The following is a 23,894-nucleotide window of genomic DNA, read 5'->3' on the forward strand; positions in this document are numbered from 1 at the left end:
ATTCGAACATTTGTTTGCAATTTCCGAAATTATGGGTTATAATAGAATTACAGGGATTTCGAAACGCCCCGTCGGAAAACCTGAACGAAAAGATAGTAACGAATAATTCACTGCAAAAGGAAGGACGAATAATGAATTATCTTGCATGGTCAAATGAATATAAAAGCACCGCGGACGAGCTTGCCAAGGTGATAGATAAACTCAAGTCAGAGCGGAAAGCCGCCTCGCCCTCCTGCAAAAAGGAGCTTGACCGCAAAATCGCAAAGTTCCGCGTTTATTTCCGCGAATGCATGGAAACCGCTGCCCTGCTCAGAGAAAGGCACGGTGACGCAGCGTGAGAACAGAGGTTTATCACATCAACTCAGAGAACGAGAACCGCTACGGAATGATGAACTCAATGTACAGCCGCGGCTCTGACAACAGCGCCGAGCGCAGGAGAATGTGTAAAGTCCTCACTAAGGCTATGTACGGCTCGCTAACCAAGAAGCAGCTCGCCTGCATGCTCGGTTACATAAACGGCAAACCCCAGAAGCAGATAGCCGAGGAGCTTAACCTCTCGGAATCAACCGTTTCGCGCCACATCAAGGCGGCGAAATACAAGCTGCACAAGATCGCGTATTATTATCACTCCTGACCGCGCTTCTGGGCGGCGTTCTCGTGGAAGAGCACGTCGCTGATAGCCATTTTACGAATGATGTTGCGCACGGTCACGTCAAGACCGCTGCCCTCGCGGTAGTCGGCAGGATAGATGAAATCCACCCTGTTGCGTTCGAGGAGCGCTTCAACCTTCTTCCTGTCCTGATAGACCGCGATAGAGTAGCCTCCGTAGGCCTTCATCATCTTCATACACGGCACGTCGCTCAGTCCGTCGCCGATGTAGATCATGTTGCAGAACGGCACGCGCTTGCTGTCGTCGGGCATCGAGCGGTTGAGGTCGAGGTCGTTCTCAACGTCGAGCACTCCCTTGTTTATGCGGTATACAAACTGGGTCTTGTTTGTGTAGTTAACGTCGGTTTTCGGCCAGACGGGCTTGCCCGAGGAGTCGTAGAGAAACTCGCAGGCAAAGATCGAGCGGAACTTATCCGCGATTTTGGTGCCCTCGATGATCTCCTTCATTCCCGAGGAAATAATGTAGTGCTCGACCATCACTCCGCACTCGCGCCCGAAGACATTCACGCGGTCAAACCAGTCCTCTACCCCGTCGAAAAACTCGACGCTTCTGCCCATCTCGACGAGCTGGCTGCGGCGAAGAGGTATGCCGCGCTGTTCGGACATGCGCACCATGGCGTAGAGATAAGCGAGGACTGAGTCCATGTGCTCGCGTGTGCCGAGATCGTTTGCGAAGCTCCAGAACTCCGCGCTGTCCATTCCGAGCCGCGGAATGAAGCTGAACTCCTGCATATCGCGCGTCGAAAGCGTGCGGTCAAAGTCGTACATGATGGCGACGATCGTTTTTTCGGACATGTTTAGCACTCCCTTCCATTCAAATAATAGCACATCATGCCGCCGAATGCAATCATATCTCCGACGAAAAATTCATATCCTGTTTTGTAAGAAAATATGACGGAGGTAATAAAATGTCAGAATATCTGCCCGAGGGCAGGCTGTCCGCCGACCCCTCGAATTTGCATAAAATGAGCTCGCCGAAGCACCTGCACGAGGCGGCTCAGACAGGCGATGTGCTGGAGGCGAGAGCCGTGATGTGCGACGCCGCTCACAACCTCACTGTCGACCTCGGCTGTATGCGCGGAGTGATTCCCAGAGAGGACGGCGCGCTCGGTATCCGCGACGGCAGCGTCAGGGATATCGCGATCATATCTCGTGTCAACCGACCCGTGTGCTTTACGGTGACGGAGTTTCGCACAGACCGGAGCGGCGCGGAATACGCCGTGCTTTCGCGGGAGAACGCCCAGAAAAAATGCATGGAGAGCTTTATCTCGTCACTCAGAAAAGGCGACGTGGTTGACGCGAAAATCACCCACCTCGAGAGCTTCGGCGCGTTCGCGGACATAGGCTGCGGTATCGTCGCGCTTATGCCGATCGACGCGATTTCCGTGTCGCGTATCGAGCACCCGAAGGAGAGGTTCTCTGTCGGAATGGACATTCGAGCGGTGGTGCGCTCAAAGGAAAACGGCAGGATCAGCCTAAGCCACAAGGAGCTTCTCGGCACGTGGGAACAGAACGCGGCGCGCTTCCGCGCGGGCGAGACGGTATCGGGAATTGTGCGCAGCGTAGAGCACTACGGTGCGTTCGTTGAGCTCGCTCCGAACCTCGCGGGTCTTGCGGAGAGCAGAGACGGAGTTGAGGCGGGTCAGCAGGCGAGCGTGTACATCAAGAGCATTATCCCCGAGAAAATGAAAATCAAGCTGATCATCATCGACACCTTTGACTATAAGTACAATCCGAAGCCGCCCGAGTACTTCTGCAAGGAAAGGCACATCGACCGCTTTCTATACTCGCCCGAGGGCTGCAAAAAACACGTTGAGAGCGTATTCGACTGAGCATTGTCCGATATACTGCCCTATGCTCACTTGAAATATCGACCCTTCTGTGGTATGATATGAGCAAGGAGTTGATGAAATGGAAACGGTACTTCTTGTTATCGGAATCGCCGCCGTTATTTTGCTTGCGGCGCTGATTGTCATAGTTCTTTTATCGAATAAGAACAAGGTCGACGAACAGTATCTCGCGCGGCAGATCAGCGCCGATATCTCGCGGCAGCAGAGCGAGCTGCGGCAGGAACTGACCGCGCAGACCCAGAACTCTGTCGGCGCGATGGGCGGTATGCTCGAGCAAAGGCTTCAGGGCTTTGCAGCGGAAAATCAGCGCAGCCTTAACTCGATCCGTGATACCGTCGAAAAGCGGCTCAACGAGATTCAGACTGACAACGCCCGTCAGCTTGACGAAATGCGCAGCACTGTCGACGAAAAGCTCAACAAGAGCCTGGACGAGAAGTTCAGCAACAGCTTTTCTCTCGTCAGTCAGCGGCTCGAGCAAGTATACAAGGGCTTGGGCGAGATGCAAAACCTCGCGGTGGGCGTCGGCGACCTCAAAAAGGTGCTCTCGAACGTCAAGACGAGGGGTATTCTCGGCGAAATCCAGCTCGGAAGCATTCTTGCGGAAATCCTCTCTCCCACCCAGTACGAGGAAAATGCCGCGACAAAGCAGGGCTCGCGCAACCGCGTCGAGTTCGCCGTTAAGCTGCCTGCTGACGAGGGCGGATTCATCTACCTGCCTATCGACTCGAAGTTCCCGGGCGACACATACCTTGCTCTCCGCGATGCCGTTGAAAGCGGCGACAAGGCGCAGATCGAGGTCTGCGAGAAGGCTCTGCTCGGCACTATCCGCAATGAAGCGAAGGACATTCACGACAAGTACATCGACCCGCCGCACACAACCGACTTCGCGGTGATGTTCCTGCCGTTTGAGGGCTTGTACAGCGAGGTCGTCAACCGCGGAATGGTTGAAGAGTTACAGCACAAGTACAAGGTCAGCATTGCCGGCCCGAGCACGATGGCGGCTCTGCTCAACGCGCTGCAGATGGGCTTCCGCACCCTCGCGGTTCAGAAGCGCAGCGCGGAGGTTTGGGACGTACTAAGAAGCGTCAAGAAGGAATTTGACAGCTTTGCTGATGTTCTCGAAAAGACTCAGACGCGGCTCGACCAGGCGAACAAAGAGCTTGACAACCTCGTCGGAGTCAGGACAAGACAGATGCAAAAGCAGCTCGCGAAGGTAGGCACGGACGAGGGAATTGAAAATTGAAAATTGAAAATGAAAAATGGAAAATTGCGGGCGGGCTCTGCCCGCACCCGATTAAAAAATCAAACGGAAAGGTCTGACAAAGCGTCAAGCCTTTCCGTTTTTTCTATTAAAAAATATTTTACTCCTGCAGCAAGGGTTTAAGATATTGTCCCGTAAACGAATCGGGGTTCTGCGCCACCTGCTCGGGTGTGCCCTGCGCGATGATCTGTCCGCCCATATCGCCGCCCTCGGGGCCGAGGTCAATAATATGGTCGGCAGTCTTGATCAGGTCGAGGTTATGCTCGATGACAACGACCGTGTTTCCGCCCTCAACGAGCATCTGCAGCACGTCCACAAGGCGGTGAACGTCGGCGATGTGCAGTCCAGTCGTCGGCTCGTCGAGAATATATATCGTCCTGCCAGTGCTGCGCTTCGACAGCTCCGTTGCGAGCTTGACGCGCTGTGCCTCGCCGCCCGAAAGCGTAGTTGCGGGCTGACCGAGCTTGATATAGCCCAAACCTACGTCGTAGAGCGTCTTTAGTCTGCGGTAGAGCTTCGGGAGGTTCGCGAAAAACTCCATCGCTTCCTCGACAGTCATGTCGAGCACGTCCGAAATGCTCTTGCCCTTGTATTTGACCTCGAGGGTCTCGCGGTTGTAGCGCTTGCCCTTGCAGACCTCGCAGGGTACGTAGACGTCCGAAAGGAAGTGCATCTCGATCTTGATTATGCCGTCGCCCTGACACGCCTCGCACCTGCCGCCCTTGACGTTGAACGAGAAGCGGCTCTGGTCAAAGCCGCGCATTTTTGCGTCCTGAGTTGTGGCGAAGAGCGCGCGGATATCCGTGAACAGTCCCGTGTAGGTCGCGGCGTTCGAGCGCGGAGTCCTGCCTATCGGGCTCTGGTCGATCTCGATCACCTTGTCGAGGTTCTCGACGCCGCGCAGCTCCTTGTGCTTGCCCGAAATCGTCTTGGCGCGGTTCAGCTCGCGTGCGAGCGTCTTGTACAGTATCTCGTTGATCAGCGAGCTTTTGCCGGAGCCGGAAACGCCCGTGACGCAGACGAGCTCGCCGAGTGGAATTTTTACATTGATATTCTTGAGGTTGTTCTCGGCGGCTCCTCGTATCTCGAGGAACTTGCCGTTGCCCTTACGCCTCTCCTCGGGTACAGGCACGGCGCGCTTGCCGCTAAGGTACTGTCCCGTGACGGAGTTCCCGCACGCCTTTATCTTATCCACGTCGCCGGTGCAGACGATCTCGCCGCCGTGTATACCCGCGCCGGGGCCGACGTCGACAATGCAGTCGGCGGCGTACATGGTCTCCTCGTCGTGCTCGACTACGATCACCGTGTTGCCGAGGTCGCGAAGGCGCTTGAGGGTGCCGAGGAGCTTTTCGTTGTCGCGCTGGTGAAGTCCGATGCTCGGCTCGTCGAGGATATACAGAACGCCCATCAGAGAGCTGCCTATCTGGGTCGCGAGGCGGATACGCTGGCTTTCGCCGCCGCTGAGAGTGCCCGCGCTGCGCGAAAGGGTCAGGTAGCCCAGACCGACGCTCTTGAGGAAGTTAAGGCGCTCGGTGATCTCCTTGATGATTTCAGCGCCGATGATACGCTCCTTCTCGCTCAGCTCGAGCGACTGAATAAAGTCGATCGCGTCGACAACGCTCTTTTTACAGAAATCTGCTATATTGATTCCGCCGACTGTGACGGCAAGGCTCTCGCGGCTCAGGCGGTCGCCCTTGCAGTCGTCGCAGGGGATCTCCGCCATGTAGGTGCGGATCTCGTCCTTAATCCAGTTGGACGAGGTCTCGCGGTAGCGGCGGTCGAGGTTGTTTATCACGCCCTCAAACGGGTGCTCGTAGGTGCCGCTGCCGTAGACGGACCGGCGGTGCAGGGTGAGACTTTCGTCACCGGTGCCGTAGAGGATCTTATCAACAACGTCGTCGGGCAGGTCGCGTATCGGCGTGCTCAGCGAGAACTTGTATCTACGAGCGAGCGCGTCAAAGTACATCGCCGCGATCGTGCTGCCCTCCATCGCCCAGCCGCCGCCTTTGATACCGCCGTCTTTTATACTTTTATTCCTGTCAGGAATTATCTTGTTCTCGTCTATCTTGAGAAAAACGCCCAGACCCGTGCACTTTGGGCAGGCTCCGAAGGGATTGTTGAACGAGAACATTCGCGGGGTGAGGTCGTCGATGCTGACGCCGTGGTCGGGACAGGCGTACTTCTGCGAGAATATCACGTCCTCGTCGCCGAAGTTCACCATGACGATGCCGCCGCTGTGCTTTGACGCGGTCTCAATGCTGTCCGAAAGCCGCGAGGATATCTCGGGCTTGATGACAAGGCGGTCGACGATGATCTCTATATTATGTTTTTTATTTTTCTCTAAAGGAATTTTTTCCTGCAGATCGTAGACGATACCGTCGGCGCGCACGCGGACAAAGCCCGCCTTTCTCGCGCTGTCGAGAACCTTGGCGTGCTCGCCCTTTCTTCCGCGAACCACAGGCGACATAACCTGTATCTTGGTTCCCACGGGGTACGCCATGATTTTGTCAACAATCTGGTCAACCGTCTGCTGGCGTATTTCGCGGCCGCAGACCGTACAGTGCGGCACGCCTATCCGCGCGTAAAGAAGTCGCAGATAGTCGTATATCTCCGTGACGGTTCCGACGGTCGAGCGCGGGTTCTTGGAGGTCGTCTTTTGGTCGATTGAAATCGCGGGCGAAAGTCCCTCTATGCTCTCTACGTTCGGCTTGTCCATCTGGCCGAGGAACATTCGAGCGTAGGACGAAAGGCTCTCGACATAGCGGCGCTGACCCTCGGCGTAAATCGTGTCAAAGGCGAGCGAGCTCTTGCCCGAGCCGGACAGTCCCGTGATAACAACGAGCTTTTCGCGCGGGATCTCAACGTCGATATTCTTGAGGTTGTGTTCCTTCGCGCCTTTTACAATAATCTTTTCAAGTGACATAGCTATTTTCCTGTCGTTTTGTATTTATATTAGTATACCACATTAATTTGAAAATATCAAGTGTTTTTCGCAAGTTTGTTCGAGGTTTCAGCGGTAAAAAGCGGCGGAAGCTCCTGACCTCCACCGCCTGTTATTATTCTTCTGCAGAATTATCTTCCGCTTCGTCGGGTGCCTCGACAACACTCTCGTCAGCCGTTTCAACAGTCTCGGAAGCAGGCTCTGTTACCTCTTCCTCAGGCTCTTCCTCGGGCTCGACATAGGTGCCGTTCATGACAGCCTCGAAGTCCGCACCGCTCATCTTCTCGTGCTTGATCAGATACGCGGCGATCTCATGCAGCTTGTCGATATTCTCGCTGAGGAGCTTCTCGGCACGCGCGTACGCGTCGTTTACGATCTCGAGAACAAGCTCGTCGATCTTCGCCGCAGTCGCCTCGCTGTAGTCCTGAGTGCGCGCCATATCCCTGCCTAGGAATACGCTGCCGCTCTCGGAGCCGTAGTTGACGCAGCCGAGCTCCTTGGTCATGCCGTACTTGGTGACCATTGCGCGCGCGGTCTTTGTTGCGCGCTCAATGTCGTTGGACGCGCCTGTGGAAATGTCGTCGAGGATCAGCGCCTCGGCAACGCGTCCGCCGAGGGATACCACGATATCCTCGAGCATCTCACTGCGCGAATTGTATGACTTGTCCTCAGTGGGCAGAGGCATTGTGTAGCCGCCAGCCATTCCGCGGGGAATAATCGAAATCTCGTGAACGGGATCCTGCGTTTCGAGCACGTCGAAGAGGATAGCGTGACCTGCCTCGTGATAGGCGGTGAGCTTCTTCTCCTTGTCGCTCATGACCTTGCTCTTCTTCTCCGCGCCGACAACGACCTTGATGGTCGCTTCCTCGATCTCCTTCATGGTGATCGCCTTCTTGTCGGCACGTGCCGCGAGAAGCGCCGCCTCGTTGAGCAGGTTCTCGAGGTCGGCTCCTGTGAAGCCCGCGGTGGTCTTTGCGATCGTGCGCAGCTTTACGTCGGGCGCAAGAGGCTTCTTGCGCGCGTGAACCTTGAGGATAGCCTCACGGCCGTTGACGTCGGGATAGCTTACTACAACCTGACGGTCGAAGCGTCCCGGTCTGAGAAGCGCGGGGTCGAGTACGTCGGGACGGTTGGTCGCGGCGATGAGGATTACGCCCTCGTTCACGCCGAAGCCGTCCATCTCCACGAGAAGCTGGTTAAGGGTCTGCTCGCGTTCGTCGTTGCCGCCGCCGAGACCTGCGCCTCTCTGTCTGCCGACGGCGTCGATCTCGTCGATAAAGATAATGCAGGGCGCGTTCTTCTTCGCCTGGTCAAAGAGGTCGCGGACACGCGACGCACCTACGCCGACGAACATCTCTACAAAATCCGAACCCGAAATCGAGAAGAACGGTACGCCTGCCTCGCCCGCGACTGCGCGCGCGAGAAGGGTTTTACCTGTTCCGGGAGGGCCTACGAGCAGTACGCCCTTGGGAATGCGGGCACCTAACTTGTTGAACTTCTCGGGGTTCTTAAGGAACTCGACGACCTCGGCAAGCTCTTCCTTCTCCTCGTCGGCTCCTGCCACGTCGTCAAAGGTCGTCTTGCGCTTTTCGTCGTTGGTGTTCTTGATCTTTGCCTTGCCGAAATTCATCTCTCTGCCGATGCCGCCGCTTCCCATGCGCTTCATCAGGAATATCCACGCTCCGATGAAGATTGCGACCATAATGATCGTCGGGATAAGCTCGAGCAGGAACGAATTGTCGCTCGCGCGGATGTAGTTGTACTTTACAGGCTCGTCGGGCGACGACTTCTCGTTTATCTCCTCGATGAAGAGGCGGATATCGGCAAGCTGTCCCTTGACGACGACCTTGGACTTTGAGTCTGTCTGCTGGTCTGTGCCCGCGAGAGCTGTCAGCGGATTGCTCGCCGCGCTCTCCTCGGTCTTGGGATACGCCTTCTCGCCCTCCTTGAGGGTGATCTCGACAGCGCCGGAGCCGTAGTTGATAGTGTAGCTCTCAACCTTGTCGTCGATGAAGTACTGCACGAGCTCGGATGTCTTTGGTGAATCCGACTGGCGCGTACTCAGAAAAATCGCCGCGACAACAATCAGCACAATCGGGATTGCGAGATAGAGCAGCAGGTTGCGCGTCCTCTTTTTATTGTCCAAATTATTTCACACTCCTTGGGTTTGTTGACCGCGGGGTCGCCGCCGTCTGTATCATTCATAAACGGAACGTTTGAGGATTCCGATATAAGGCAGGTTGCGGTATTTCTCGGCATAGTCGAGGCCGTAGCCGACGATGAACTCGTCGGGGATCTCGGCGCCGCAGTAATCCGGTACGAGAGGTACCTTGCGGCGTGAGGGCTTGTCGCAGAGGGTGCAGACCTTGACGGAATTTGCGCCCTTTGTCATAAGATAGTTCATGACGAAGTTGAGGGTGTTGCCCGAGTCGATGATGTCCTCAACCACCAGAACATCCTTGCCCTGAACAGGCAGAGTGAGGTCACTGACGATCTTGACCCTGCCCGAGCTTTCGGTGCCGCTGCCGTAGCTCGAGGCAACCATGAAGTCGATCGAAAAGTCGAGATTCACGCGCTTCATCAGATCCGCCATGAACGCGACGCTGCCCTTGAGCAGTCCGACCATCATAAACTCTTTGTCATTATAATCTTTTTCTATCTGTTTTGCAAGGGACTTCACAATTTTTTCAAGTTTTTCCTGCGAAAGCAGTACGGATTCAACGTCCTTGTGTAACATCATAGCACTTCTCCCCGTTCAGTTCAATGGTTAGATTTTGGTTTTGGGTGTATATTTTACCCTGAGTTGAATATCCCAGCGCCTCGCACCAGAGTACAACGCTGCCCTCACACAGGCAGATCACGCTGTCCCTGAGCTTTGAGGGTACTCCAATCTCGCGCAGAGCCTTGCCGAGAGATTTGGTTATATTTCTTTTTTGGAAAGAAAACATATCTCCCTCGCGGCGGGTGCGGAAAATCAGGATTTTATTTTCTTTATTAGAATTATCTATCGACGCGGCGACGAGCTTGTCTATAAAGCTGAAGCTCACGCTGCCGCGCAGCTCGACTTCAGGCATCTCTGGGCTGCCGCTGCCGGCGATACAGAATATATTGCGCCTGCAAACCGCGGTATATTCGCGGCTAAGCTCTGCAGCGCCGCCGTTTCTGAGGATATCAGCGATAAGTCCGAGCTTCTTGGAATCGGTTTGAATATAATATTTCTTTAACAGAATATTAATTGCCGTTTTCAGGACGGCCGGGTGGTTGTCAAGCAGCCTGTCCGCGAAATATCCGTAGTCGGTTTCGGCGGCTGTGAGAGCGGCGTCCGCCTGAATGTCGAGGTAATCCGAGACCTCGGCTGCCGTGTCGGTGAAGCGCGTTACCGCAGCTTCAAACGACGGATTCAGCTCACGAAGTACGGGAATCACATGGTGGCGGATTTTGTTTCGGGTGTACTCATCTCCGAGATTTGTGCTGTCGGTGACGAAGTCAAGCCCGTTCTCCGCGCAGTACTCCTCAATCTGAGCACGCGTGACCTCGATCAGCGGACGGATGATCCTGCCGCGCTTCGGCGGAATGCCTGCCGCGCCGCGAAGAGAGCTTCCCCGCGCGAGGTTGAATATCAAGGTCTCGGCGTTGTCATCAGCGTTGTGGGCGGTGGCGATTCTTGCGTTATGCGCTTCGGCGAGCGTTCCGAGAAAGGCGTAGCGCTCATCTCTGCCGCAAAGCTCCTCGCTGACGCCGCGCTGCTTTGACAGAGCGGGAATATCGAGGGTCTTGGAGTAAAACGGTATATTATATTTCTCACAGAGAATTTTGCAAAACCGCTCGTCGCGGTCTGCTTCCTCGCCGCGAATGCCGTGGTTAAGGTGGGCGGCGAGAATCGTGAGGTTGTATTTTTCTTTTACAGAATAAAGAAAGTGAAGCAAAGCGGTGGAATCCGCTCCGCCCGAAAGAGCGACAAGCACGGTGCCGCCGTCTTCGAGCAATTTATATTTTTCGCAGGTCGAGAGAGCCTTATGCGTCATACTTCTTCTCCATGCCCGTGAAGCGCATGAACTCGCCCTGCCAGTGGAGGTTGACGGTGCTGGTCTCGCCGTGACGGTTCTTCGCGACGATGCACTCGCCCGAGTTCATATCCGCCTGAGGAGTCGGGTTGTCGCCGTTTTCGCGGTCGTAGTAGCCCTCGCGGTAGAGGAAGAGCACGATGTCCGCGTCCTGCTCGATCGAACCCGAATCACGCAGGTCTGAGAGCTGAGGACGGTGGTCGCCCGTGCGCTGCTCGGACGCACGCGAAAGCTGCGAGAGCGTGATGATCGGGACGTTGAGCTCCTTCGCCATGATTTTGAGGTTTCGGGTGATCGCGGATATCTCCTGAACGCGGTTGTCGATACGCCTGCCGCTCGCCATTAGCTGGAGGTAGTCGATGACAACAAGATCTACCTGCTTGAGCCTTCTCAGGCGCGCCTTCATTTCGGTGATTGTGATAGTCGAGGTGTCGTCGAGGTAGAGGTCGGCGTTCTTGAGCACGTCGCTCGCAGGGATAAGCCTTCCCCAGTCGCTGTTGTCGAGCTTGCCCGTGCGCAGCTTTGTGCCGCTGACGAGAGCCTCGGACGACAGAAGTCGGCTCGCGAGCTGCTCGCGCGACATTTCGAGAGAGAAAAACGCGACGGTTTTCTTTGACTGGCAGGCGACGTTGCGCGCGATGTTCAGCGCAAAGCTCGTCTTGCCCATACCGGGACGGGCGGCGAGAATGATGAGGTCGCTGCGGTTGAGTCCCGTGATCATGCGGTCGAGGTCGCCGATACCCGTCGGAATCGCGCGGGTGTTGCTGTCGCGTTCGGAATTGAGGTCGTCGAGGCGGTCAAATGTCTGCAAGATAACCGAATTGATGCGCTCGAGTCCCTTGGAGTTCTCGTCGCTGCGGATATCAAACAATCTCTGCTCGGCGGCGTCGAGAATCAGCGAGGTGTCCTCGGCTCCCTCGGTTGCGTCGTCGATGATCGCCCTTGACGCTGTGATAAGCTGTCTGAGCTTGTACTTGTCCGCGACGATCTTAGCGTACTGTCCCGCGTTGCTGTAGGACGGACAGGAGTCCGCAATATTGATAACGTAGGTTTTTCCGCCGCTGCTCTCAAACTCGGGATTGCCCTCGAGCCTGTCGATCAGCGTTACGGGGTCGACGGGAATGCCGTTGTTCATCATCAGCATCATTTCCCTGTACATCAGCTTGTGGACGCCGACGTAGAAATAATCGGGGCTTTTGATGAAGTCGAGCACCTCGTCGAGCATCGAGCTCTCGAGCAATATCGCGCCGAGAACACTCTGCTCAGCCATGGTGTTGTATGGCATTACGCCGAGGTCGGAAGTGAACTCCTCAGCCATGATTACGCCTCGGAAACCTGTACGTCAATCGACGCGGAGATGCCTGTGTAGAGCTTGACCTCCGCCTTGTAGGTGCCGAATTCCTTGATGTCGCGCTCGAGCACGACCTTGCGCTTGTCGACGGCGATGCCGTACTGCTTCTTGATCTCCTCGGCGATCTGCTTTGAGGTGATGCTGCCGAAGAGCTTGCCGTTGTTGCCGTTCGCCTTCATCTTGAACACCTTGCCCTCGAGCTTTTGCTTGTCCTGCTCAGCCTGAGCCTTGGCGGTGGCGATCTTGTAGTTCTTGGAGTTCTCGGCGTTCTTGTACTCGTTCATAGCCTGTGCGTTGGCTTCCTTAGCGAGCTTCTTGGGCAGCAGGTAGTTTCTGCCGTAGCCCTCGCTCACCTCAGCGAGCTCGCCCTTTTTGCCGAGTGCCTTTATGTCCTGCAGAAGAATTACTTTCATTTATATCAGTCCTTTTTTGGTTTATTTTGTTTGTCGGAGTTGTCCTCCTCGGCTTCGTCAAGCACGTTGTCGATAGCTTCCGTCAGCTGCTTTCGCGCTTCCTCGATGGACGAATTGTAAAGCTGGGTCGCCGCCATTGTCTGGTGGCCGCCGCCGCCCATTTTTTCCATGATTAGCTGGACGTTTATCCGTCCGTAGCTGCGCGCGGAGATGTTTATCTTCTTGTGGTCGCCGAAGATTACGAACGACGCGACTATACCCTTGAGGGTGAGCATCTCGTCAGCCGCCTGCGCAGACGCGAGACGTATGTCGTCGGTGAGCTTGTCTGAGGTCGAGATCGCACAGCCGCGGTGAACCTCGCTGCGGACTACGATGTCGACCTTCTCGCGGTATGTATCGATGCTGCCCGAGAACAGCTCCTTTACCGTGAGGGTATTCGCGCCCTTGCGCCTGAGATACGCCGCCGCTTCGAAGGTGCGCACGCCCGTCTTGAGCACAAAGTTCTTGGTGTCGAGCATTATGCCCGAGAGCAGCGCGTCAGCCTGAATGTAGCCGAGCGGCTTGTCGTCGAGGTAGCTGATGATCTCGCAGCACATCTCGCACGCTGACGAAGCTGACGGCTCATGACAGAACACGAGCGCGTTGTTTATGTAATTGACCGCCTTGCGGTGGTGGTCAATAACGACGATCTTCTTTGCCCTCTCGTATAGCTCTCGGCTCTCGAGAGAGGTCGCAAGGTGGGTGTCGACGATAATCAGAAGCGATTTCGGTGTGATACCTCTGAGCGCTTCCTCGGGAGTGGTGTAAATATCGCTCTCGAGCCTTTCGTCGGTGTACTCGATAAGCTGCTGCGCCATCGAGGTCTCGCGGTTTATGACGACCTTGCTGTACTTCTTGAAGGTCTTGTCCATGATGCACTGCATGCCGATCGCCGCGCCTACGCAGTCGAGGTCGGAGAAGCGGTGTCCCATGACGTACACCTTGTCCGCGTCGGCAACGGCACGGCTTATCGCGTTCGCGATGACGCGCATTCGAACCTTGCTGACCTTCTCTGCCGCAGCCGCCGTTCCGCCGAAGAACTCGTAGGTATTGTCGCGGATTATCGCAACCTGATCGCCGCCGCGTCCCAGAGCCATCTCGAGCGCCTTGCGCGCGTTGAGCTCGCTCTCGCGGACGGTCTTGCTGCCGCGGCAAAGTCCCACGGATATCGTCGCGACGTGGCGCGCGGTGCCGATAGAGCGGATATCCCTTAGTATCGGGAACCGCTGGTTGACCATGTGGTCGATGTCGGCGTCGCGGAAGATTATCATATAGCGGTTGTTGGTGATCTTCTTGTACATCGCCTTGTACTCGTTCGCCCAGCGCTGCAGATTCGCCTCGACCGAGATCGCGACGGTGGAGTAGTACTCCTCGGAGCTGGAAACAAAGTCCTCGGCGTTGTCGAAGGTTATCAGCGCCACGCACGGGATCGACGCGTGGTACTCGCGGACGGTGGACTTGTAGTAGGTGTTCTCAATGAAGTGGCAGACCGTGCTGCCGTCGGCATTGAGACAGTAGACGGTGAATTCCCTGCCGTCTACCGCTACGTCCACGCCGTCGCTGTCTATGATATCGACGATGTCGTAGCCTGATATATAGTTGTTGATATGGTCGCCCTCGGGGCTGCGTCCGCCGATCGCCTTGCGGAACCGCGCGTTGCACCACACGATGTCGCCCTCCATTCCGACGACGGCAACGGGGTACTTGTAGCGCTCGAGGTAGTCGCGGTCGATGCCGTTGATCCTGTCCGCGGTCGACCTGACTATTCCGCGTATATACGCGCTGAAACGCAGGCTGAGCGCGATCACGGCGGCAATCGACAGCACCGTTATGCCCAGCTCAACGTAGAACACGATTATGTTGTAGTTTGCGGAAATAGTCGTCATCAGCAGCATCACAATCGTGAAGATTATGAACCACGGCGACAGCATCCAATGTTTTTTTCTCATAGCAGTCCTTTTGTTAATTGAAAATGAAAAATTGAAAATTGAAAATTTCGGGTCGCTTACGCTCCGAATTGTATTTTTGGGTCAGCGGCAGTTTCCAAACCGTCCTTATACTTCCTGTAAGATCGGGAGGATCATCGGCGCGCGGCGGGTTCTCTGTGCAATGAGCTTCGAGATCTCGTCCTTGATGCGGTTCTTGATGATGCCCCACTCGTGAATGTTGTTGTCAGCGCAGTCCTCAAGGATATCGAGCGCGAGCTTGCGCACCTCCTCGAGCAGCTGCTCGCTCTCGCGCACGTATACGAATCCGCGCGAAACTACGTCGGGGCCGCTGATAACATGGCCGTCGTAGACGTCGAGCGAGGCGACGATGATGATCAGGCCGTCCTGTCCGAGGTGCTTTCTGTCGCGCAGAACGATGCTTCCGACGTCGCCGACGCCGAGTCCGTCGACAAATACCTTGCCTGCGGGTACGGGCGCGATCTCCTTCATGTAGTCCTCGTTGATCTCAACCGTGCTGCCAACGTCGCCGATGAAGATGTTCTTTCTGTCCATGCCGAGGAATTCGGCGAGGTCGGCGTGCTTGCGCAGATGCTTCTGCTCGCCGTGGACGGGAATGAAGAACTTCGGTCTGACAAGGCGGTGAATGATTTTCAGCTCCTCCTGGCAGGCGTGACCCGAGACGTGTACGTCGTACATAGACTCATAGATGACCTTGCAGCCGCGCTTGAGCAGCTCGTCAACTACGTTGCCGACGGTCTTTTCGTTGCCGGGGATAGGATTCGCGGAGATGATGATGAAGTCGCCCTCGCCCACCACGACCTTGCGGTGGTCGGAGTACGCCATACGCGACAGCGCGCTCATCGGCTCGCCCTGACTGCCCGTCGTGACAAGTACGATCTGCTCGCGCGGATATTTGTCGAGCATGTCGAGGTCGATCAGAATATTGTCGGGCACGTTAAGGTAGCCGAGCTTCTTGGCTACGTCCATGTAGTTGACCATGCTTCTGCCCGAGAAGGCGACCTTTCTGCCGTACTTCGCGGCGCAGTCGATGATCTGCTGGACGCGGTTGACATTCGACGCGAAGGTCGCGATGATAATGCGGTAGTTCGCCGCGTTGTTGAAAAGCATATTCAGGCTGTCGGACACGAGCCTCTCTGTGCGCGTAAAGCCCGGACGCGATGCGTTGGTGCTCTCGGCTAAAAGTGCGAGTACGCCCTCGTCGCCTGCCTGCGCGAAGCTCGAGAAGTCGATAGCGTCGCCAAGGATAGGCGTGCAGTCGATCTTGAAGTCGCCCGTGTGTACAAGCGTGCCCGCGGGTGTGCGGATAGCAAAAGCCACCGCGTCGGGAATGCTGTGGTTGACGTGAATGAACTTGACTTCCATGCAGCCGAGTCTGATTGTGTCGCCGGCGTTGACGACGTTGAGCTTCGCCTTGTTGAACAGGCTGTGCTCCTTGAGCTTGTTGCCGACAAGTCCGAGCGTCAGCGGCGTGCCGTAAATCGGTATGTTCACGAGAGAGAGAAGATAAGGCAGTCCGCCGATATGGTCCTCGTGGCCGTGGGTGAGCACGATGCCCTTCACCTTGTCGAAGTTCTGCTCGATATAGGTGAAATCGGGGATTACAAGGTCGACGCCGAGCATGTCTCCGTCGGGGAACGCCATGCCGCAGTCGATTATTATCATATCGCCCTCGCACTCAATGAGGGTGATGTTCTTGCCGATCTCATTCAGTCCACCGAGGAACGATACCTTCACAGACGGCTTTGTGGGTCTTTGAGGCCGGCGGTTTGCCTTCGGCTTCGAGCTTTTAGCGCTCTTGGACTTTGCCTGCCCTTTCCCGATATTTGTATTTTTGAGCTTAAAGTTTCTGTTATTGCGTTCTTTGCTCACAAAATTACCTCCATATTCTTCAGATTTGTTCCGATCATATATTAATCCATTACGGATAAAAACCAAAATGGGTATACTGATTTCAGCATACATATACATTGTATATTTTACCTCAAACGCCGCTTTGCTGTCAATATGTTATTGGAATTATGAAAAAGTTTTTCCAAATTTCCCCTGCCCTCTTGTTATTATGGGCGATTTGTGAGAAAATATATCCGTGACAATCAGATGCAAGAAGGAGATACATATGAAAAGAGTTCAGGTCTATACGGACGGAGCGTGCAGCGGCAATCCCGGCCCCGGAGGCTGGGGCGCCGTACTGAGGTACAACGGAGTGGAAAAGGAGCTTTCGGGCGGCGAGCGTGAAACCACCAACAACCGCATGGAGCTATGCGCGGTGATTTTCGCGCTGGAGGCGCTAAAGGAGCCTTGCGAGGTCGAGCTGTACAGCGACTCGCAGTACGTCTGCAACGCGCTCAAGCTCGGCTGGGCAAAGAAGTGGCAGGCTCAGGGCTGGATGCGCAACAAGAAGGAAAAGGCTCAGAATCCCGACCTCTGGGAAAGGCTGCTCAGGCAGTATGACAGGCATCAGGTCGAGATAAACTGGGTCAAGGGTCACGCCGGTCACCCCGAAAACGAACGATGCGACAGGCTCGCTGTCGCTCAGGCGAAGAAGTTTTCTTGATAATTGAAAATTGAAAATGGAAAATTAAGGGTCGCTTCGCTCCGATTTTTATTTTTCATTTCAACAACCAAAAAAGCCGCCCGATCGGGCGGCCTTTGCTCTTTAATATAGTATTACTGTTTCTCGGTGAGCAGCTTGTTGAGCTCCTCGAGGAAGGTGTTGATGTCCTTGAACTGGCGGTAAACCGACGCAAAGCGCACGTAGGATACCTCGTCGACTGTCTTCAGCTCCTCCATCGCGAGCTCGCCTATCTGGCGGGTTGTGATCTCGCGGTCGAGCATGCTCTGGATCTTCGCCTCTATCCTGTCGACCATTTCCTCGATCTGAGTGAGTGATACAGGGCGCTTTTCACAGGCGCGGAGAATGCCCGCGGTGAGCTTGTTGCGGTCGAACACCTCGCGGGACTTGTCGCGCTTTACGACGATGATCGGAACGGTTTCGATCACCTCATGGGTGGTGAAGCGCTTGCCGCATTTCAGGCATTCCCTGCGGCGGCGGATCCTCTCTCCGTCGTCCGCCGATCGCGAGTCGATAACCTTGCTCTCCTCAAAGCTGCAATATGGACATTTCATAACCTGTCACCCCGTCTTTGTGATACTATATTTTCTTATAATAATTCCATAAAGAAATTATACCACAAGATGTTGTGAATTACAACTACATATTGTTTACAATTTAATTACATCAGAAGTTGCGGTACTTCTTGACCTTCCTTCTCTTTCTCTGTCTGTTGCGGTGGATCTTGCCTGCGATGACGTAGCCTGCAAGGATGAGCAGGATCGCCACAATAATGACAATGAACCAGTAGGACCGGAAGATCGTGCCGATTACGTCGAGCACCGCGAGGATTCCGCTGCGGTCGAGATTCTCAGATGGCACGAGGTTTACCGTAGCTACGATCTGCTTGTCGCCTGTCTTTGTGTCGACGTAGTAGACTGCCGCGGTACCTACGGGCGTATCTGTCCTGAGAGGAGCGGATATCACCTCGTCAACATCGGTTTCAACAACGATATTCTCAGGCGTCAGATCCTTTGGCATTACGGCATTGAGGTTCTTCTCGGGAACGAGTGTCACCTTGTCCCTGCCCCAGGCGAGCTTGACCTTTGCCTCGCAGATCGGAGTCTGGGTGGACTTGATCGTCTGCATCTGGAGGTCAACAAGCGCCCAGCGGAACAAATCGGCAGCGTCGGTGAAGGTGTAGTACTCCTCCATCTCGCCCGCCTTGTACGGAGCGCCGAGAAGGATAAGGATATATGAGTTGCCGTCGGCTGAGGCGGTGGTGACAAGACAGCGGCCTGCTTCATCTGTGGTGCCGGTCTTGACGCCCTCGGCGTACTGGTAGTAATACTCGCCGCCGCGGTACTGGTCAATCAGGTAGTTGGTGGTGGTCAGGGCATATTCGTCGCCCTCGCACTTGTACTCCGTGGTGTTCGATATCTCGAAAAAGTGCGGCAGCGTCAGCGCGTAGGTGGTAATTTTGTAGAGGTCGCGCGCTGTGGTGTAGTGGTCGTCGTCATGGAGACCGTCGGGGTTCATGAAGTGGGTGTTCTCGCAGCCGAGCTCGTCGGCCTTCTCATTCATCATGTCGACGAACTTGTCGATATCGCCGTCGCCGACGTAATCTGCGAGAGTCAGCGCCGCGTCGTTGCCCGAGGGTACCATCATCGAATAGAGCAGGTCGATCGCGCTCATCTTCTTGCCCACGTGGTCGGCAAGGTTCGCGGAGGAACTGTCGGTGCCCTTGAGCTTGTCGAGAACCGACTTCTTGATCGGGATACGGGTGTTTTCGATGTCGTCGATGTGCTCGTAGGCGACGATGTAGGTCATTATCTTGGTGGTAGATGCCGGATAGCGCTTCTCGTCGGCGTCCTGCTCAAACACAACCTGACCGATGTCGCGGTTAACCATGAGAATCGACTTTGAGCGGGTGACGACGTTGTTTGAGAAGCTGATTGCGCCTGCGGGCAGGGTCGCCGCACCGAGCAGCACACAGAGCGCGCACAGTACGCAAATGAACTTTTTCATATACTCACTCCTAATTCATCGTATTGTGACCGCCGCGGCTGAACAGCCTGTCGATTTCGGCGTTGAGCAGCCGAAGCTCATCGCTGCGGAGGTCTTTGTATCGGAACATGATCTCGTCGGCGATCTTCTGCGAGAGCTCGAGGCTCTTCGTATCGGCAAAATCGGCTATGGCGAGCTGCGGAAGTCCGTGCTGGCGCTCTCCGAAGAAGTCGCCCGGTCCGCGCATTTTCAAGTCCTCGTCGGCGATTTTGAAGCCGTCGTTGGTCGAGCACATGACCTCCAGACGCTGACGCGTGACCTGATTCATGCGGTCGCTTATCATCACGCAGAAGGACTGCGCATCTCCTCTGCCGACGCGGCCGCGGAGCTGGTGGAGCTGAGAAAGCCCGAACCGCTCGGCGTTTTCTATGAGCATGACAGAGGCGTTCGGAACGTCAACCCCGACTTCGATCACGGTTGTCGCGACGAGTATTTTGTATTCATTCCTGGCAAAACCGTCCATGACGGCGTCCTTTTCGGCGGGCTTGAGCTTTCCGTGAACCACGCCGACGGGTATATCGGGGAAGTACTTTAGCATCAGCTCGGCGGCGTACTCCTCGGCTGAGGCTACGCCCTCGAGCTCGCCCTCCTCGACGAGCGGACAGACGATATACGCCTGCCTGCCGCGCGAAACCTCCTCGCGGATAAACTTATATATCCTGCCGCGTCCCGATACGGGCAGCAGCACCGTGCGGACGGGCTTTCGGTTCGGCGGAAGCTCGTCGATTACCGAGATGTCGAGGTCGCCGAAGATTATCAGCCCGAGTGTGCGCGGAATCGGCGTCGCGCTCATGACGAGCAGGTGCGGATTGTCGCCCTTTGAGAGCAGCTTCGCGCGCTGTGCGACTCCGAATCGGTGCTGTTCGTCGGTTACCGCAAGTCCGAGATTATTGAACTCCGTCTTGTCGGTGATAAGCGCGTGAGTGCCGATCACGAGCTGTATCGTGCCGTCGGCGAGGCCTGAGCGGACGCGCTTCTTATCGCTCTCCCTGAGTGAGCCTGTCAGCAGTCCGACAGTGACTCCCGTACCCTCCAAGAGCTTTTGGAAGGTCTCGTAGTGCTGTGCAGCGAGAATCTCGGTCGGCGCCATGAACGCCGCCTGAAAGCCGTTCTTTATCACGGTGAAGCAGACCGACGCGGCAACCGCCGTCTTGCCCGAGCCGACGTCGCCCTGTACAAGGCGGTTCATCTGGGACGGCTTACTGAGCATATCGTTAACGCAGTCGGCAATCGCCCTCTTCTGCGCGCCCGTCAGCTCAAACGGAAGCAGCTCTTCGAACTGAGCGGAGAAGTCCTCGTGTATCTTCATGCCGCTGAGCGTGCGGCTGTGGTCGCGCAGGCTGCGCATTCCGAGATTGAGCACGACAAGCTCCTCGGTGACGAGCCTTCTGCGCGCGTGCTCGAGGTCTGCGGTTGTTTTCGGGAAATGGATATCCTCTATCGCCTTTCGCAGACCGCAGAGATCAAACTTCTTCCTGATACCCTCGGGCAGCGGGTCGCCGACCGTTTCGGGCAGCATTTTCAGCGACTTCTGCACCGCGCCCTCTATCGTCTTTGAGTTCAGCCCCGCGGTAGAACGGTAAACAGGGTGGATATGAGGCCCCTGACGCGCCGGTGAAAACGCGGGAGCGACCATCTGGGAGCCGTAGCTGTCGAAGGTTATTTTTCCGTAGAAGAAATATTCTGCTCCGTAGGCGAGCATCTGGCTTATGTACTTGTTATTGAAAAAGACGAGCTTTATGGTGCCCGTGTCGTCGTAGACGGTGGTCTTGCATATAAACCGTCCACCCGCGAGCATCGTGTTTGATACCGCGGAGCCGACAACCGCCTTGACGCAGTAGGTGCCCTCTTCGGTGATATCGGCGATTTTCGTGATCTCGCTCCAGTCCTCGTAGGCTCGGGGATAGAACTGTATCAGCTCGCCGACTGAGGATATTCCGAGCTTTTCAAACTGCTCGGCTCGCTTTGGCCCCACCCCCGAAAGAGCGGAAACGGGTGTTTTGAATAAAGATGGCATAGTTTTTAATTGAAAATCGAAAATGAAAAATGGAAAATTTCGGGTCGCTTGCGCTCCGATTTTTTAGTTGGTAATAAAAAACGGTCAGCATAGGCGAATCACCGCCGGACGCTGACCGCAATATTCTGTTGAAATTACTCGATGCTGAGAATGAAGTAGTATACGGGCTGGTCGCCTTTGACGAGAGAGATGTCCGCGCGTGAACCGAACTTGTCCTGAAGCTCGTCAAACGCCTTCTGAGCGTCCTCCTCCTCGATGTCCTCACCGTAAATCAGGGTGATGAACGAGGTGTCGCGGGTAACCATGCTCTTGGCGAGCTTTACGAGAGCCTTGACGGCGCTCTTCTCGGTGATGGTGAGCTTGCCGTTCTCAAGGGCGATGATATCGCCTTCCTTGATCTTCTTGCCGCCGAACTCGCTGTTGCGTGCCGCGAAGGTTACAAGTCCCGTTCCGACGTTGCGGGCCGCGTCCATCATCAGCTGGGCGTTGCTGTCGGCGGAAATCTCGGGGTCGAAGTTGAGAAGCGCGGTCATGCCCTGCGGAATCGTTCTGGTGGGAACGATGATGACGTTTCTGTCGTTGACCATGGGCACGGTCTGCTCAGCCGCGAGAATGATGTTCTTGTTATTGGGAAGCACGATGACGTTCTTCGCGGGCGTCGCGAGAACAGCCTCGTAGATATCGTCGGTGCTGGGGTTCATGCTCTGTCCGCCCGATACGACGTTGACGCAGCCAAGCTCCTTGAAGAGGTTCTTCATGCCCTCGCCTGCCGCGACTGCGACAAATCCGATATCCTCGGTGGGCTCTGCGAACTCGAACTTCTCCTTTTTCGCCTTCTTGGACTTCTTGCTTGCCTTCTTGGCATTCTTGTGCTGCTCCTTCATGTTCTCAACCTTGACGGCTAAGAGCTGGCCGTATGTAAGACCCTGCTCGAGAACTACGTTAGGAGTCTCGGTGTGAACGTGAACCTTGATGATCTCCTCGTCGTTGACTACGACTACGCAGTCGCCGATCGTCTGTAAATATGTGCGAAGGTCGTCGGGATCGAGTGTGCACTCGGTATCTCTGCCGACGATGATTTCAGTGCAGTATGTGAATTCGATGTCGTCGTCAAACTCAGCCGCAGCGCTCTCGAAGGTATCGACCGTAGGAGCTGTTGTCTCCTCGTAGGGAATTACCTCGCCGTCGCGGAAGAAGGTGAGCATGCCCTCGAAGATCGTGCAAAGACCCTTGCCGCCCGCGTCTACTACGCCCGCCTTCTTGAGTACAGGGAGAAGCTCGGGAGTGAGAGCCAGTGCGTCGTTTGCCTTGTTGACGATGGTCTGCCATACATAGATCGCGTTGTGGTTCTCCTTGGAAGCCTCAACGCCTGCCTCGTATGCCATGCGGGCTACAGTGAGGATAGTACCCTCGGCAGGCTTCGTTACCGCCTTGTAGGCAGCGTCAACGCCGATTCCGAGAGCTGCGGCAATGTTCTTGCCGTTGACCTCCTCCATGTCCTTGAGTCCCTGACCAAAGCCGCGGAACAGGATCGAGGTGATTACGCCCGAGTTGCCTCTCGCGCCGCGAAGCATCGCCTTTGCTGCAAGCTGAGCTACCTCGCCCGCGTTTGTGCTGTCGCAGTCCTCGAGAGCCTTCGCCGCCGCCATTACGGTCATCGACATATTTGTACCTGTGTCGCCGTCGGGTACGGGGAAGATATTGAGATCGTTGATGTGATTCTTCTGGGCGCTGATATTGTGGGCGCCGGAGATAATTGCCTGCTTTAGCATCTCACCGTTAATCATAAGCTGCACGTCCTTTTTGTAAACATAAGAAAAATGACATTCTATCAAACATACCTATTATACAAGGTTTCTGCAAATTTTTCAATAGTTAAAACAGATATTAATACGTATTTTCTCTGTAAAATTTTATTACTCTATGCGCAAACTTTCAGCAGTTACGCACTTTCCGCTTTTGTCATCAACTTCGAACAGCACAGCCTCCATCGAGCACTTGCCCGCTGCCTGCTCGAACCGCTCGGGCAGCTTGGTTTTGAGGCGGTTGATGATTATTTCGGTTTTTACGCCGAGGACTGAGTGGATAACTCCCGTCATTCCGACGTCGGTGATGTAGCCCGTGCCCTTCGGGAGAACCTGAGCGTCCGAGGTCTGAACATGGGTGTGTGTGCCGAACATCGCCGAAACCCTGCCGTCGAGATAATATCCCATCGCGCGCTTCTCGCTCGTGGTCTCGGCGTGAAAGTCGACGATGATGATTTTGCTCTCAGCCTGCTCGAGCATTCTGTCCGCGCACTCAAAGGCGTTCTCGAGTCCGTCCTCGACGCCGAGATTGCCCATGAGGTTAATGAGCGTGACGATCCGCCTGCCGGTGTCGATGTTGATAATCCCCTTGCCGGGCGTGGACTTTGAGGGGTAGTTTGCGGGTCGGACTATGAAGGGATTTTCGTCGAGCAGCTCATAGACCTCCCTGCGGCGGAAGGTATGGTTGCCGAGGGTGAGCGCGTCGACGCCGCTGTCAAAGAGATACTGCGCCGACTGCGGCGTTATTCCGTTGCCGTCGGCTGAGTTCTCGCCGTTGCATATTACCAGATCAACTCCGTGGAACCGCTTGAGCGCGGGCAGCTTCGAGCGCAGAAATTGACAGCCCGCGCTGCCTACCACGTCGCCGATACATAAAATTCGCATAAATTAAGCCT

At 55.5% G+C, this 23,894-nt stretch carries 19 protein-coding genes; 5 read left to right on the top strand and 14 right to left on the bottom strand.

The genetic code is table 11. The features are described 5' to 3' along the window. Nucleotides 1–131: 131 nt before the first annotated feature. Entirely contained in the window at nucleotides 132–338 is a 207-nt protein-coding gene (locus AB1I49_RS08590) for a hypothetical protein (protein ID WP_316610594.1), read from the top strand. Next, entirely contained in the window at nucleotides 335–634 is a 300-nt protein-coding gene (locus AB1I49_RS08595; protein WP_407720736.1) for a helix-turn-helix transcriptional regulator, read from the top strand. The genes AB1I49_RS08590 and AB1I49_RS08595 overlap by 4 nt, the downstream gene beginning before the upstream one ends. On the opposite strand, the gene AB1I49_RS08600 is transcribed toward AB1I49_RS08595, so the two are convergent. Next, nucleotides 625–1,464, bottom strand: coding sequence for an HAD family hydrolase (locus AB1I49_RS08600; protein WP_316610592.1), 840 nt, complete (start codon nucleotides 1,462–1,464; stop codon nucleotides 625–627). The genes AB1I49_RS08595 and AB1I49_RS08600 overlap by 10 nt on opposite strands. Before the next feature lie 113 nt (nucleotides 1,465–1,577). Here AB1I49_RS08600 and AB1I49_RS08605 point away from each other — a divergent pair, with 113 nt between their 5' ends. Further along, nucleotides 1,578–2,501, top strand: coding sequence for a S1 RNA-binding domain-containing protein (locus AB1I49_RS08605; RefSeq protein ID WP_407720737.1), 924 nt, complete (start codon nucleotides 1,578–1,580; stop codon nucleotides 2,499–2,501). A 79-nt stretch (nucleotides 2,502–2,580) separates the two neighbouring features. Further along, nucleotides 2,581–3,762 carry a DNA recombination protein RmuC gene (locus tag AB1I49_RS08610; protein WP_316610271.1) on the top strand — a complete coding sequence of 394 codons (1,182 nt, stop codon included), beginning with the start codon at nucleotides 2,581–2,583 and terminating at the stop codon, nucleotides 3,760–3,762. 118 nt (nucleotides 3,763–3,880) lie between these two features. On the opposite strand, the gene uvrA is transcribed toward AB1I49_RS08610, so the two are convergent. The 8 genes from uvrA to AB1I49_RS08650 form a co-directional block, all read right to left on the bottom strand. Next, the gene (gene uvrA / locus AB1I49_RS08615; RefSeq protein ID WP_316610273.1) at nucleotides 3,881–6,703 is read right to left on the bottom strand and encodes an excinuclease ABC subunit UvrA; all 2,823 of its coding nucleotides are present in this window, start codon (nucleotides 6,701–6,703) and stop codon (nucleotides 3,881–3,883) included. A gap of 133 nt (nucleotides 6,704–6,836) precedes the next feature. Next, entirely contained in the window at nucleotides 6,837–8,867 is a 2,031-nt protein-coding gene (ftsH, locus tag AB1I49_RS08620; protein WP_407720738.1) for an ATP-dependent zinc metalloprotease FtsH, read from the bottom strand. 51 nt (nucleotides 8,868–8,918) lie between these two features. After that, on the bottom strand, nucleotides 8,919–9,461 hold the full coding sequence (gene hpt, locus AB1I49_RS08625; RefSeq protein ID WP_201427674.1) for a hypoxanthine phosphoribosyltransferase: 543 nt from the start codon (nucleotides 9,459–9,461) through the stop codon (nucleotides 8,919–8,921). After that, entirely contained in the window at nucleotides 9,439–10,746 is a 1,308-nt protein-coding gene (gene tilS, locus AB1I49_RS08630) for a tRNA lysidine(34) synthetase TilS (protein WP_407720739.1), read from the bottom strand. Before tilS ends, hpt begins: the two co-directional genes overlap by 23 nt. After that, a complete protein-coding gene (gene dnaB / locus AB1I49_RS08635; protein ID WP_186834301.1) occupies nucleotides 10,736–12,103 on the bottom strand; it encodes a replicative DNA helicase in 1,368 nt (455 codons plus the stop codon). Before dnaB ends, tilS begins: the two co-directional genes overlap by 11 nt. Nucleotides 12,104–12,105: 2 nt before the next feature. Beyond that, complete coding sequence (gene rplI, locus AB1I49_RS08640) at nucleotides 12,106–12,549, bottom strand: 50S ribosomal protein L9 (RefSeq protein ID WP_186834302.1); 444 nt, start codon at nucleotides 12,547–12,549, stop codon at nucleotides 12,106–12,108. Between the two features lie 5 nt (nucleotides 12,550–12,554). Further along, on the bottom strand, nucleotides 12,555–14,537 hold the full coding sequence (locus AB1I49_RS08645; RefSeq protein ID WP_407720740.1) for a GGDEF domain-containing protein: 1,983 nt from the start codon (nucleotides 14,535–14,537) through the stop codon (nucleotides 12,555–12,557). Nucleotides 14,538–14,642: 105 nt separating this feature from the next. Continuing rightward, a complete protein-coding gene (locus AB1I49_RS08650) occupies nucleotides 14,643–16,427 on the bottom strand; it encodes a ribonuclease J (protein ID WP_407720741.1) in 1,785 nt (594 codons plus the stop codon). A 247-nt stretch (nucleotides 16,428–16,674) separates the two neighbouring features. Here AB1I49_RS08650 and rnhA point away from each other — a divergent pair, with 247 nt between their 5' ends. After that, on the top strand, nucleotides 16,675–17,112 hold the full coding sequence (gene rnhA / locus AB1I49_RS08655; protein ID WP_186834305.1) for a ribonuclease HI: 438 nt from the start codon (nucleotides 16,675–16,677) through the stop codon (nucleotides 17,110–17,112). Nucleotides 17,113–17,225: 113 nt separating this feature from the next. On the opposite strand, the gene nrdR is transcribed toward rnhA, so the two are convergent. From nrdR to AB1I49_RS08680, 5 genes are all read right to left on the bottom strand, one after another. Then, nucleotides 17,226–17,684 carry a transcriptional regulator NrdR gene (gene nrdR / locus AB1I49_RS08660; RefSeq protein WP_186834306.1) on the bottom strand — a complete coding sequence of 153 codons (459 nt, stop codon included), beginning with the start codon at nucleotides 17,682–17,684 and terminating at the stop codon, nucleotides 17,226–17,228. A 112-nt stretch (nucleotides 17,685–17,796) separates the two neighbouring features. Then, nucleotides 17,797–19,137, bottom strand: a complete 1,341-nt coding sequence (locus tag AB1I49_RS08665; protein WP_407720742.1) for a D-alanyl-D-alanine carboxypeptidase family protein — start codon at nucleotides 19,135–19,137, stop codon at nucleotides 17,797–17,799. Nucleotides 19,138–19,147: 10 nt separating this feature from the next. Then, nucleotides 19,148–21,193, bottom strand: a complete 2,046-nt coding sequence (gene recG / locus AB1I49_RS08670) for an ATP-dependent DNA helicase RecG (protein WP_407720744.1) — start codon at nucleotides 21,191–21,193, stop codon at nucleotides 19,148–19,150. Between the two features lie 134 nt (nucleotides 21,194–21,327). Beyond that, a complete protein-coding gene (locus tag AB1I49_RS08675; protein WP_407720745.1) occupies nucleotides 21,328–22,980 on the bottom strand; it encodes a DAK2 domain-containing protein in 1,653 nt (550 codons plus the stop codon). Nucleotides 22,981–23,109: 129 nt separating this feature from the next. Further along, entirely contained in the window at nucleotides 23,110–23,883 is a 774-nt protein-coding gene (locus tag AB1I49_RS08680; RefSeq protein ID WP_186834310.1) for a TIGR00282 family metallophosphoesterase, read from the bottom strand. Nucleotides 23,884–23,894 lie beyond the last annotated feature (11 nt).

It is taken from the genome of Ruminococcus sp. NATIVEDY160 (assembly GCF_045819885.1).
In the GTDB taxonomy this organism is placed as follows: domain Bacteria; phylum Bacillota; class Clostridia; order Oscillospirales; family Acutalibacteraceae; genus Ruminococcoides.